The 12,055-nt window shown below is 35.1% G+C and carries 11 protein-coding genes; 4 read left to right on the top strand and 7 right to left on the bottom strand.

The window, feature by feature from the left end; genetic code table 11:
• Window positions 1-5: 5 nt before the first annotated feature.
• The 3 genes from DX873_RS16910 to DX873_RS16900 all read right to left on the bottom strand — a co-directional run bounded on the left by DX873_RS16910 (window position 6) and on the right by DX873_RS16900 (window position 1,560).
• Window positions 6-476: a nucleotidyl transferase AbiEii/AbiGii toxin family protein gene (locus tag DX873_RS16910; protein ID WP_116185680.1), complete on the bottom strand. Its 471-nt coding sequence runs from the start codon at window positions 474-476 to the stop codon at window positions 6-8.
• Window positions 477-1,211: a DUF6577 family protein gene (locus DX873_RS16905; RefSeq protein ID WP_147296682.1), complete on the bottom strand. Its 735-nt coding sequence runs from the start codon at window positions 1,209-1,211 to the stop codon at window positions 477-479. It abuts the gene before it with no gap.
• Window positions 1,212-1,305: 94 nt separating this feature from the next.
• Window positions 1,306-1,560 carry a helix-turn-helix domain-containing protein gene (locus tag DX873_RS16900; protein WP_116185678.1) on the bottom strand — a complete coding sequence of 85 codons (255 nt, stop codon included), beginning with the start codon at window positions 1,558-1,560 and terminating at the stop codon, window positions 1,306-1,308.
• An 848-nt stretch (window positions 1,561-2,408) separates the two neighbouring features.
• Between DX873_RS16900 and DX873_RS16895 the strand changes: the two genes are divergently transcribed.
• Genes DX873_RS16895 through DX873_RS16885 form a run of 3 tightly spaced genes read left to right on the top strand, consistent with a single transcriptional unit; the run spans window position 2,409 to window position 8,246 of the window.
• Complete coding sequence (locus tag DX873_RS16895; protein ID WP_116185677.1) at window positions 2,409-5,438, top strand: SusC/RagA family TonB-linked outer membrane protein; 3,030 nt, start codon at window positions 2,409-2,411, stop codon at window positions 5,436-5,438.
• A 16-nt stretch (window positions 5,439-5,454) separates the two neighbouring features.
• On the top strand, window positions 5,455-6,879 hold the full coding sequence (locus DX873_RS16890) for a RagB/SusD family nutrient uptake outer membrane protein (RefSeq protein WP_116185676.1): 1,425 nt from the start codon (window positions 5,455-5,457) through the stop codon (window positions 6,877-6,879).
• A gap of 32 nt (window positions 6,880-6,911) precedes the next feature.
• Window positions 6,912-8,246 (top strand): TlpA family protein disulfide reductase, encoded by a 1,335-nt coding sequence (locus DX873_RS16885; protein WP_181899543.1) that lies wholly within the window; start codon window positions 6,912-6,914, stop codon window positions 8,244-8,246.
• A 78-nt stretch (window positions 8,247-8,324) separates the two neighbouring features.
• Here DX873_RS16885 and DX873_RS16880 read toward each other — a convergent pair whose 3' ends face one another.
• The 4 genes from DX873_RS16880 to DX873_RS16865 form a co-directional block, all read right to left on the bottom strand.
• A complete protein-coding gene (locus DX873_RS16880; RefSeq protein ID WP_116185674.1) occupies window positions 8,325-8,564 on the bottom strand; it encodes a DUF6520 family protein in 240 nt (79 codons plus the stop codon).
• Between the two features lie 70 nt (window positions 8,565-8,634).
• Window positions 8,635-9,075 (bottom strand): MauE/DoxX family redox-associated membrane protein, encoded by a 441-nt coding sequence (locus DX873_RS19220; RefSeq protein ID WP_116185673.1) that lies wholly within the window; start codon window positions 9,073-9,075, stop codon window positions 8,635-8,637.
• Window positions 9,076-9,176: 101 nt separating this feature from the next.
• Window positions 9,177-10,166, bottom strand: coding sequence for an AraC family transcriptional regulator (locus tag DX873_RS16870; RefSeq protein ID WP_116185672.1), 990 nt, complete (start codon window positions 10,164-10,166; stop codon window positions 9,177-9,179).
• A gap of 23 nt (window positions 10,167-10,189) precedes the next feature.
• Entirely contained in the window at window positions 10,190-10,564 is a 375-nt protein-coding gene (locus tag DX873_RS16865; protein WP_116185671.1) for a DUF7793 family protein, read from the bottom strand.
• A 204-nt stretch (window positions 10,565-10,768) separates the two neighbouring features.
• On the opposite strand from DX873_RS16865, the gene DX873_RS16860 reads away from it, so the two are divergent.
• On the top strand, window positions 10,769-12,055 hold a 1,287-nt coding region (locus DX873_RS16860; RefSeq protein ID WP_116185670.1), incomplete at its 3' end, for an aminotransferase class I/II-fold pyridoxal phosphate-dependent enzyme.

Genomic DNA, 12,055 nt, shown 5'->3' with positions numbered 1-12,055 from the left:
AAAGGTTACCCTGATTCTAACAATAGAAAATGTGAAATATCAATTTCCTGAACATCTACATAGGGGTTATCTTCAAATACTATATCCAAGAGAATGTAATTAAGATCCCCTTTCGTTTTTACGGCTGGTTTATAAAATAACTTATAATGTGCCTTTTCGATGGTTGAAACCGTCTGTCTTTTATTTTCTTCCCATTTAACGAAATCCGTACTCTCGACGATATTATTTAATAATCCCTCAATATCAGCTTTCTTATTTTCTACAATGATGTCTATGTCTATTGAGAATCGTCGGGGTTCCTGAATCATAAGCATTAGAGCAGTACCACCTTTAAAAATAAATTCTAGCTTTTCCTTTTTTAGAGCTTCCAATAGAACCAATGCGCGAATTACCTTTTCTACAATAATGGGGTCAGCTTTGAACTCTTTAATTTTAGATGTAATCCAATCGGGAGTAAGGCTATCGAGTGCTATCATTTAAACAATATCTTTTATCACACTTTCGACATATTCTCTTTTTCTTCTGCGTTTGGCATAACGTAAAAGTCTATCCTCTTTTATAGAATATAGGTTATAGACATTTTCAATAATGCTTTCCAAATCTCTTCCTTGGTAGTTAGAATATAACTCTGTGTCAAGAATTAAATCAACAATTATTTTTTCAATGGATGGAATTTGAACATTGTTTGTTCTTTGAAGAGGAGCATCAGTTATGAGGTTTCTAATTATAATTTTATCCTTATCCTCATTGGCATACATGTCCAATATGTCAATTGAAGGATTTAAAAACACATTTTTCCTTATTTCGGACAAGTAATAGAAAACACTTTCTTCAGTGCCTTTTTCGGTTTCTATGATGACTTCATGATTCCTGGGGATGTGGAGCATCCAGTCTCTTAACCATTCAGTAGACCAGATTGAAATTTCCAAATAAGGGAATTCTCTTTTAAGCTTGTTATATAACGATTTTGTGGATTTTGAGATTAAGGGTGTAAATTCCTTTTGCTTTCCGAATTTATATTTACCCCTACCGATACGTTGTATAATACCATTATCAACGAGCTTATATATACGCCAATCTACGGTACTCTTTTTTACAAATTCATCTTTACTACGATAGAATTGAAAAATATCTTTTACGGAAATGGACTCAACGTTTATAAATCGTTTTTTAAGAGCGTCTATATGTAATGTGGTTTCTGTGATAATCAATTGTTTGTCACAAAAGTACAAAAACTATATTTCGGCAGCAAATGGGGTTTAGTGCCGGAATATAGTAATATGAGATGTTGGAAATTTAGAGTGCTTATTCAAAAGCTTCATCTCTCCATTCGTGGTCAAATTTGAAGAGTTCGTGAGGATGAACCTTAAGGCCAGCAGCTAATTCAACAATAGTTCCAAATTGAATATTGATTTTACCCTTCTCAACTTTACTAATATAGCTATTATCTAAATCACACTCATTCGCCAATTCTCTTAAACTTAAACCTTTCTGCGATCTAAGCTCTTTAAGACGTTTGCCAAACAGAATTAAAACCTCTTTTTTGTACTCTTTTTTCATTCACTCTATTGAGTTCTGAAAGTGCCATAATTATGTTAAAAAAATGCGGTGTTCTGTTGCCGCATTAAAATATTTTTTATATATTGCACACTGTTTAATAATTTTGCGATTCTTCGTATTAAAATATTTGAAGCTGTCGCTTTGATTCTCTGAAAGAAAATCTGGTAAATTTTGCAACGAGATGATAAGTAGATTTGCTCACGACCCGGGCGTGGGCTCTCTTATCGTTGCAAGGCCCTTACCAGAGCCCTCTTTCTGATAGGTTGAGTTCCACGCTCATTTTTTTGGTCGATTAACTCAACATTTCTTAGCACTTGTTTAAATTTTATCCTTGAAATCGCAAGAATTAAAAAGGCTGTTTTATAAACCAATTGTTTACAATTATTGAGAATTAGTTCGCCATACCTGAAAATATTTGATTCAAATTATCCCAATCATTGGAGCGGAATTATCTATCAGTCTGGTAAATCCAATTACGAATTGCTTTATATAAAAAAGCCCAAATGCCCTATATAGGCTTATAAGTTATGGGAATCACGCTGCACTTTTCCGGATTACGATTCCATTTTTATCCCATAACTAACGATTCTACGCTTAATTGAATCCGGACAAATCACGATTAAAGCCTAATGATGACATGATTTACCAAGATCATTTGGACTCTTGTTTTGTATCCATAGAACAAGTCCCTAAATGGTCCGAGTAGACTATTATCCATTTTTTCAAGTAAACCAAAAGTATTGCCTATGAGTAGATAAGATACAAAAAAACCTCCTAACCAACTTTTCGAACGGTTATTAGGAGGCTAATAATTAAACAAAATTTATTGTTCAACCTAATACAAAATTATGAAAATAAACAAACTGAGTATAGGTAAGCAGTGCTTATCCTATACAATCTTCCTATTTCTTACCCCTTTTCTAACAACCCTTTTAGCGGCAACGCCTGCGTATCAAAATCAATTGATAAAAGGGAAAATAGCTGACCAATACGGTCAACCAATTGCTGGGGTGCACATCATGGTTCTAAATACCAAAAAAGGAGCCGTTTCAGATTTTGATGGCTCTTATGAAGTTTCAGCGAATCCAGATGACACACTTGTATTTTCCGCATTGGGTTTCAAAACCCTCACTATTTCAATAAATCAAAGACAAGAAATTAATGTTCAACTAGAGGATGATGTCACACAGTTGGGTGAAATCACATTAAACGCAGGATACTACTCTGTCAAGGAAAAAGAACGCACTGGAAACATTGCAACTATTAAAGCCAAGTCCATTGAGAAGCAGCCTGTAAATAATCCATTGGCTGCAATGCAAGGTCATTTGTCAGGTGTAAATATTGTACAATCATCTGGTGTTCCTGGAGGAGGTTTTAATATTGAAATCAGAGGAAAGAACTTTATTAATGGTGTTTCCGACCCTTTATTTATTATAGACGGAGTTCCCTACAGTTCCCAATCATTGGGTTCTAATGACGTTTCTGGACAAATCTTTACTGGTAATATCAGCCCATTGAATGCTATTAATCCAAATGATATTAAAAGTATAGAAGTATTAAAGGATGCAGATGCTACAGCTATTTATGGATCACGGGGAGCGAACGGGGTAGTATTAATTACCACCAAAAAAGGTAAAGTTGGAAAAACCCAGTTCAAGGCCAATATTGGCAGTACCCTTGGAAAAGTCACTAACTTTTTAGAACTCTTAAATACGGAACAATATCTTGAATTACGTAGAGAAGGAATTACAAACGATGGTTTTGGTCCATTTCTTGACAATCCAGCATTCGATTTTTTCTGGCCAGATGTTAAAAGTTGGGATAACACCCGTTATACGGATTGGCAAAGAGAGTTAATCGGTGGTACAGCTTATAGAAACAATGCACAGTTATCCGTTTCAGGCGGTGGTCAGAATACCCAGTTTTTGATTAGCGGAGGCTATCAAAAAGAAACCACCGTTTTTCCTGGTGATGCCAATTATAAAAAAGCAACTGTCCACAACAACATAAATCACCAATCCAATGATAGTCGATTTAAGATAAATCTTTCTACCATTTATACTAATGAAAAAAACCTATTACCAAGATCTGACTTTACTAGCCAAGCATATACACTAGAGCCAAATGCCCCTATGCTTTTTGATGATGAAGACAATTTGAATTGGGAAAATAATACATGGAATAACCCCTTAGCGTCTCTTGAAGAGGTATATGAAGTAAAAATAAACACCCTAATTACTAATGCAGGAATGTCCTATATGGTTTTTCCAAATGTTGAATTCAAAACAAGTTTAGGATTCAATACCTCCGATTTGGAATCCTATAGGACACTTCCATCCTCTGCGCGAAACCCATCATTCGGATTTACACCACAAAATTATTCCTCAATAACTATGAATAATTCTAAACGTCAATCATGGATAATTGAGCCTCAATTAAATTGGTCAAAACAATGGAACAATATTAAACTAAAAGTTTTGTTGGGGTCAACTTTTCAAAGAGAAAATTCTGAACAGTTAGTACAACGGGGAACAGGGTTTCCAAATAATAATCTAATACAAAACTTAACAGCAGCAGAGACCATTGAAATCCTAGAGGATGCGGATAGTGAATATAATTATCAGGCATTTTTTGGTAGAATCAACCTTAACTGGAAAGAAAAATATATTATAAACGTAACTGGGCGTAGAGATGGTTCCTCACGTTTTGGTCCAGGAAAACAGTTCGGGAATTTTGGTGCAGTGGGATTGGCGTGGATATTCTCAAACGAGAAGGTTTTTAAAGATAGTTCCGTTTTAAGTTTTGGGAAGTTGCGTGCCAGCTATGGAACTACTGGAAGTGATAACATTGGAAATTACAGATACCTTGACACTTATAACGTCTCCGGTTTTGATTATGACGGAATTTCAATTTTAGAACCAACAGGGATTTTCAACCCTCTGTTTGGATGGGAAGAAAATCAAAAATTGGAAGCGGCATTGGAGTTTGGCTTATTCAATGATCGCATATTTTTAAATACTTCCTGGTACCGGAATCGTTCTTCAAACCAATTAATCGGTATTCCTTTGGCTGCAACCACTGGCTTTTCAGAGCTAACTGGGAATTTTGATGCCACTGTTGAGAATACAGGCTTTGAGTTGGATTTGCGAACAATTAACATTCAAAGTAAAAACTTTAAATGGACTACAACAATCAACTTGACAATTCCCAAGAACAAACTGATAAAATTTGATGACTTAGAAAATTCAGCATTTGCAAATCGGTTTATTATTGGCAAACCGCTAACTATTGTTAAACTGTATAACTCATTAGGAGTTGATCCAGAAACGGGTCTTTATCAATTTGAAGATTATAATGATGATGGTGCTATTAGCAATCCTGATGATAGACAGTGGGTTGAGGACTTTGCGCCAAAATTCTATGGAGGGTTTGGTAATACGTTTAGTTATAAGAATGTTTCCCTTGACTTTTTATTTCAGTTTAAAAAACAAAGGGCATTCAATAATTTAAGATGGCGAGCAACTCCCGGATTTAGAGGTAATGGCCCAGTTAGTTTACTTGATAGATGGCAGGGAGAAGGTGACACAAATTCGGTACAATTGGCCTCCGGTGGTCTTTCTCCAAGCGTTGGTCCGAGTGACCTGAATCAAAGTGATAGTAATGCGGCTGTGTCTGATGCCTCATTTATTCGATTAAGAAACATTTCTTTGAACTATCAGCTTCCTACCATTAATAATGCTCTGGACATAAACGTATATCTACAAGGACAGAACTTACTAACCTTTACAAATTATGATGGACCGGACCCAGAACAACCTTCAAGTATAAGATTACCACCATTGAGGCAAATTACCCTTGGACTTCAGGTAAAATTTTAACGAAACACAAAATATTATGAATTATATACAAAACAAAATATGCATTAAAAAGTTGGTGAATAACTTTTTTAAGCACAGAATTATAAGCGGCCTGCTTCTATTCACAATGATTTTCAGTTTGACATCATGCAGTGATTTTGTAGAAGCTGATCCACCGAAGAACTTATTGATTTCGGAAACCGTATTCAATGACCCTGCCACTGTTGAATCAGCTCTTGCCAATATCTATTTTAAAATGCGTGAACAAGGTATCGTATCAGGAAGATTTGGCTTGACAACATTAATGGGTATTTACGGTGATGAACTTGATTATTATGGTTTTGATGTAAATAGTGCGGAATTGTACAATCATAACGTTGTTGCTTCAAATTCACTTCTTTTAGAATGGTGGAGTAACGGTTATAATGTGATATATGCCGCCAATGATATTATTGCAGGAGTGGATAACTCTAATTCCTTGAACATCGATGACAAAGATAGATTTAAAGGACAGGCTCTATTTATTCGAGCTTATGTGCATAGTTTATTATCTGCCATTTATGGTGATATTCCTTATATCACCACAACCAATTATTTAGAAAATAATTCGGTAGAACGATTACCAGTATCTGTAGTAACCAATAATATTATTTCTGACCTGGTAAGTTCGGAAATGCTATTAGAAAACACTCCTGCTTCGGGTGAAAATATTTTTCCGAATCAGTCAGTAGTTAAGGCATTGTTAGCTAGAATGTATTTGTACACCGAAAATTGGGAGTTAGCAGAAACGACTTCAAGTGAACTCATTGCCAATCATTCTTTGGAATCTGACATTAATAATGTTTTTCTAAAGGAATCTTCAGAAACACTTTGGCAATTGAAGCCAGGGGATAATCCCATAAATACCCATGAAGCTAATGAGTTAATAATTCAAGTGATTCCTGGGCAACGATATGCGTTGACCACTACCTTATTAGATGCCTTTGAACCTGGAGATTTGCGGTTAAACAACTGGACAAATAGTGCAACAAGCAGCGATGGAACTGTTACTTTACATTATGCCTATAAATACAAAGCTCCCTTTACCGAAACCGAGTCATTGGAATATTCCATCATATTTCGATTATCAGAGCAATACCTGATAAGGGCTGAAGCTAGGGCTAAATTGGGTAATAATTCAGGTTCACAACTGGATTTAAATGTAATCAGAAACAGGGCTGGATTACCCAATACAACTGCAAATTCCATGAATGAATTATTGGAGGCAATTCTGAAAGAGCGCCGCGTGGAATTGTTTACAGAGGAAGGCCACCGGTGGTTTGATTTAAAACGAACGGGGAATGCAGGGGCGATTCTTGGTTTAGTAAAACCAAATTGGCAGGAAACACATATACTACTTCCAATTCCTGAGTCCGAATTAGAAATCAACCCCAATCTATTACCGCAAAATTTAGGGTATTAGCATGTTATGGAGTTAAACTAAAGATGAATATTATGAAGTTAAAAGTTTATAAAATAGCTCTACTGCTTCAAGTATCGCTTCTGTTTATTGCTTGCTCAGAAAACAATAAAACAGACACTACTAATCAGAGAGATATTACAGAAATAAATCCTCAAGCAGAAAAGGATTTTAAACAAATTGATTCTTTGAAGGCACTTTTTTGTGATTATCCTGAAGAATGTGAGCGTTATGAAAAATCTTCGTTTTTAGAAAAAATAAGGTTTGAAGAGAGGGTAGTTAAAAACCGAGTTCGTTTGGCGCAGAATTTTTTAGAGTCCTATCCCGAAGACAGACATTATTTTGAGGTACTTAAGTTTTTCTTTAACATGTATTTTGAACCTCGTTTTCTAAAAGAAAAAATACCGGATAGTTTGACTGTTTTCCTTGAAAAAGAAATACCATATAGTACTCCCATTTATTTTGAACGTTTAAGGTCGTTGCCTATTGATAAGGATGCACAAAATAAGTGGCTGAAAAAAGGGAATGAATTGGCTGATGAATTTATTCAATCCGATGCACCTCAGGAAAGAAAATTATTAATAGAGATTTGCCTTATAGCACGAGATTTTCGTCAGGCGTTTGAGTTATATAATGGCTTGTACAAACAAAAAGAAGGTAAGGAAGCCGGATATTGGGAGCAATTTGATAAGCACTATTGGGAACCTTTTCGATTAAGGCAAATGGATCTTGTGAGGAGATATGCAGATTTGCCAATAATAGCAACCTACGTTCAACAACTCATTGCGTTAGTATCTAAGAAATCACCTAGTTTGGCGCAGCCTTATTGGGAGAGTTTTTTACAAATGACAAGTTCGGACCAATCGTTGGATAGTCCCCTAGGATATAAAAAAATAAATCAAATGGCTAGGGCTAATTTGGCTGCCTTAAAGAGTATCGATTATTCCAAACCATTAGAGATGGAATTTACAGCTATCGACGGTTCTGTAATAGACTTGCGTAAAATGAGAGGTAAAGTTGTGCTTGTTGATTTTTGGTCTATTAGATGTCCTCCTTGTATTCGAGAGATGCCACATGTCCAAGAGATGTATGAAAAATATCAACAACATGGATTTGAAGTGATTGGATTAGCGGCGGACAATGATAAGTCAAAGGGTCGTGTTCTTGAAATTACTAAAAAGCAAGGTGCAACATGGCCACAGTATTTGGATAAAGGAAAAAATGTAACTGTAAGTTATCACTCACTGTATAATATCAATTCTTATCCTACGGTATGGTTATTAAATAAGGATGGGATCATAGTTGATAAAAATGCAAGAGGAGCACGATTGGAGCCATTGATAAGGAAGTATTTGGAATTGGATAAATGATTTTTTTCATTTTGTTTTTATTTGAATTAGTCAAGAAAAGGTGTCTATTTAAGACACCTTTTCATTTTACATAAAACCCTATGGCTGTGATTTTCTCATAGGCGTTGAGAACTGCGGATCCTCATAAACATGTTGACCAAGATAAAGACAAGGATCGATAATTTCTGATTTACAATCAACTTGAACCTGAATTGGCCCTGTTGGACCTTGAATGTAACCAGTTTCAAGGAATGCTTCTGCGTCGGTAGCAAATGCCAAACTAACTGCCATTAAAAGAGCGAAAGCTGGCAGTACAAATTTTTTAAGTTTATTTTTCATTTTTTTTAAATTAAATTTAGCCTACTCTATTTTTGAGGTTTTCGGCTTCCCCTCCCACTGATCAGTATTTTCAATTTGTTACATATTTTTTGTTTTTTTCAATCAACAGAATTCCAATAAGTGAAAGGGCTATAAAACCGCAATTAAAAGATATATGTTCCTTCCAACTCATGGTTGAAATAACACCACCGCATGAACAAGGAATAGAATCACTATATCTTAACACTATAATTATATAGACTGTAAAAATTGACATTAAGGAAAAACTGGAATATAAGGCTGACAAAATGTATTTAGGAAAAAGAAACAGTCCGGCAATTAAAATTTCTATAGCAGGAACACTCCACGCTATCAAACTGGAATACTCGGATATGAACGGCATCTTTGCAACACGTACATGAAATTGCTCAATATGAATTAGCTTGCTCGTGGCAGTATATACAAACAAAATAATGTATAAAAAACTAACGAATTTTAAGTATTTCTGTGTGAAGATAAAAGAGCGATTCATATCATTTGAATTGATATGGTAAAGATCGATACTTAAATTTGCTATTTAGGGATAAAGTCTTGACTATAAGGGATTAATCTATTGGACAGAAGGGGTATTGGTTATAGTTCTCTGTCCTTTTGGGTCTTTTTTCGTAACTCTCGTGGTGAGAAATTGTATCTTTTCTTGAAGGTACGTGTAAAATGCGCGTGACTTTTAAATCCAGTTTTAAAGGCGATTGATTCAAAAGTCAATCCACTATATTGAATGAGCATTTTTGCTTTTCGAAGTCGTTCATTTTTTTGAAAACGATATACGCTTGTCCCATATAATTCTCGAAAGCCGTATTTCAATTTATACTCATTGGTACCTAACTGAAGGGCAAAATCTTTTAAGGAAGGAAGTTCTTGTTCAAGATTATTTATAATAATGGAATGCGCTTCTCTTAGTTTTTTTATATCATCAAAACTCAATCGTAATTTTGGTTTTTGAGATTTTTTTGTTGCTGAAACTGCAAGTGTATTCTCTTTTTCTTTAAACTGAATAACCCCCTCTTCAAGATTTTTTTCTAATTCATGATACCCATTAATGTGGTGTACTACGGTAATAAAGGTTTGTCTTTCTTGCTCTGTTTTACCTCTGAATGTTGTTATAAAGCAAGTATTTGGCAATAATAGTTTTTCTTTTGAAATAAATGTTAGGTCAATAGATGTATCATAGAAGTTCTTTTTCTTTATAAACCTCCATGTCTGATTCCACTTCAATTTAGAAGGTTCATCTAAAAATGATTCAAAAGACTTATCGATTATATCAGCGTACAAAAATGAAAGATGAGTGCTAACTTTTTGGTTGATCATTCGAATTTTCCCCTTGGAATCCAACATGAAGCAGAGCTGAATAATATGTTTGGTAATGCCTTTTGAGTTTGCGTAACCCTGATGAATGAGTGATTCTTGAATTTCTTCCGCAAGCATATTTAGAGTTAAGCCTAATGCTTCAAGATTATCGTTTTTATCTGTTCGAGGCAGTCTGAAAAAGAAATTCCCGCCTGCCATTTCCAAAAGCATTTGGTTAATCCTTCGCATTCTTTCACTCTTACTAAGGGCACTCATTTTATTATGTAATTAATATCGCTCTATAAATACTTATTCAAAAAATTCATCGCTTCTGAATTTTCAGTAAACAGTTCTGTAGGTATGGGCGGATTACTTGTTTTAAGATAAAACTTAGATAAGATTTCGGACAAGGGTGGTTCCACAATAAACGCAACAGCTTTTATTAACAGGGAACCTTCCATTGCTAAATAGTCCCTGGCTGATTTGTCTACTTCCCTTACACCTCGAATATCACATAATACAGGAAAAGGGTCGCCTTCCTGAAACAAGAGCCTATCTTCAACAATTTTAACGGCGGCGTCCAAGTTTATACTAATTCCATTTTTATAGGTGATACATACTATGCCGTCATGTTGAATATACTCTGCATACTCATTTTTGAGATAATTTAACATGATTAATAGAAAACAGGTAATTTTCTTTGTAAATTTACAAAATTATCAATAATTGATTCTTCACTAATACCCGTTGAATGGCATTTATAGTGCTATTTTCTTGACTGTTACGGATTAAAACTTGACTCTAAGGGATTAGAATTAACGTCATCTTTTTATTTTCCCACAAATGCCATTAAATTTTATGACTTTAATCTATAGAACATGGCAAAAATCAAGCACAACAATTTTTTAGAAACGGTAAATGAAGTATTTACCGATGCAAAACAGGAAGGCGTTTTACATTTATATGCAGATGAAAATGAGTTTCCTGGAAGAACTATAATCATCAAAGGAAATAAGTTGTTTCACTTTGGCACTACAGGTTATCTTGGACTAGAACAGGATAAACGATTGAAGGATGCAGCTATTTCAGCTATTTCACGTTACGGTACTCAATTCCCACTTTCCAAATCTTACATATCACACCCTCTTTACAAGGAATTAGAAGAATGTGTTGCAAAGATGTACCAAACACCAATAATAATTACCAAGAATAGTACACTTGGACATTTGGGAGTTATACCCAGTGCAGTAGATGACCAGGACGCAATCATTTTAGATCATCAAGTCCACTGGAGCGTACAGAGCGCAGCGAAGCTTCTAAAAACCCGAAGTGTTCCTATTGAAATGATTAGACATAATCATTTAGATATGCTTGAAGATAAAATAAAGTCCCTTTCCAATACTAGGAGAAAAATTTGGTATATGGCTGATGGTATATACTCCATGTATGGTGACTACGCTCCTGTTAATGAATTAATGGAGTTGGCTAAGAAATATTCACAGTTACACCTATATTTCGATGATGTTCATGGAATGAGTTGGACGGGCAAAAATGGAACGGGATATGTTCTCAGTCAGGTAGGAGAAGTGAATGAACAAATGTTATTGTTTGGAACACTTAGTAAAACCTTCGGAGCTAGTGGAGCTGTTTTAGCTTGCTCGGATAAAAAGATGTATGATAAAATCAAAACCTTTGGTGGACCTTTAACTTTTTCTGCCCAATTAGAACCTGCATCTGTGGCAGCGGCTACAGCTTCGGCCAAAATTCACCTGTCACCCGAAATCTACAAGTTCCAAAAAGAACTAAAGGAAAGAACGCAATACTTCAACGATCTTTTGAAACAAACCAATTTACCTTTGATCGACAATAACAATACCCCTGTATTTTACATTGGAACAGGCATGCCAAGAACTGGCTATAACTTTGTCAATCGGTTAATGAAAGAAGGGTTTTTCGTCAATCTTGGTATTTTTCCAGCAGTTCCAGTAAAAAACACCGGAGTTAGAATTACCATATCAAGACATAATGAATTAGAAGAAATTAAAGAGTTGGTTGATGCTATGGTTTATCATTTTCCTAAGTCCTTAGTGGATAAGCCGGGTAAACTGACCCACCTTCGCCGGATGAAACTGACCATGGCAAATGGACTGCCCAGATTTGATCTA

It is taken from the genome of Flagellimonas nanhaiensis (assembly GCF_003382275.1).
Classification (GTDB): domain Bacteria; phylum Bacteroidota; class Bacteroidia; order Flavobacteriales; family Flavobacteriaceae; genus Flagellimonas; species Flagellimonas nanhaiensis.
The sequence above is the reverse complement of the archived record's forward strand: the minus strand, read 5'-3'. Positions and strand labels throughout refer to the sequence as shown.

Bases quoted from the DNA above. Each gene is read 5' to 3' on its own strand.
- DX873_RS16895 (WP_116185677.1), top strand. From the start codon at position 2,409: ATGAAAATAAACAAACTGAGTATAGGTAAGCAGTGCTTATCCTATACA.
- DX873_RS16910 (WP_116185680.1), bottom strand. From the start codon at position 476: ATGATAGCACTCGATAGCCTTACTCCCGATTGGATTACATCTAAAATT.
- DX873_RS16885 (WP_181899543.1), top strand. From the start codon at position 6,912: ATGAAGTTAAAAGTTTATAAAATAGCTCTACTGCTTCAAGTATCGCTT.
- DX873_RS16865 (WP_116185671.1), bottom strand. From the start codon at position 10,564: ATGTTAAATTATCTCAAAAATGAGTATGCAGAGTATATTCAACATGAC.
- DX873_RS16870 (WP_116185672.1), bottom strand. From the start codon at position 10,166: ATGAGTGCCCTTAGTAAGAGTGAAAGAATGCGAAGGATTAACCAAATG.
- DX873_RS16880 (WP_116185674.1), bottom strand. From the start codon at position 8,564: ATGAAAAATAAACTTAAAAAATTTGTACTGCCAGCTTTCGCTCTTTTA.
- DX873_RS16890 (WP_116185676.1), top strand. From the start codon at position 5,455: ATGAATTATATACAAAACAAAATATGCATTAAAAAGTTGGTGAATAAC.
- DX873_RS19220 (WP_116185673.1), bottom strand. From the start codon at position 9,075: ATGAATCGCTCTTTTATCTTCACACAGAAATACTTAAAATTCGTTAGT.
- DX873_RS16900 (WP_116185678.1), bottom strand. From the start codon at position 1,560: ATGAAAAAAGAGTACAAAAAAGAGGTTTTAATTCTGTTTGGCAAACGT.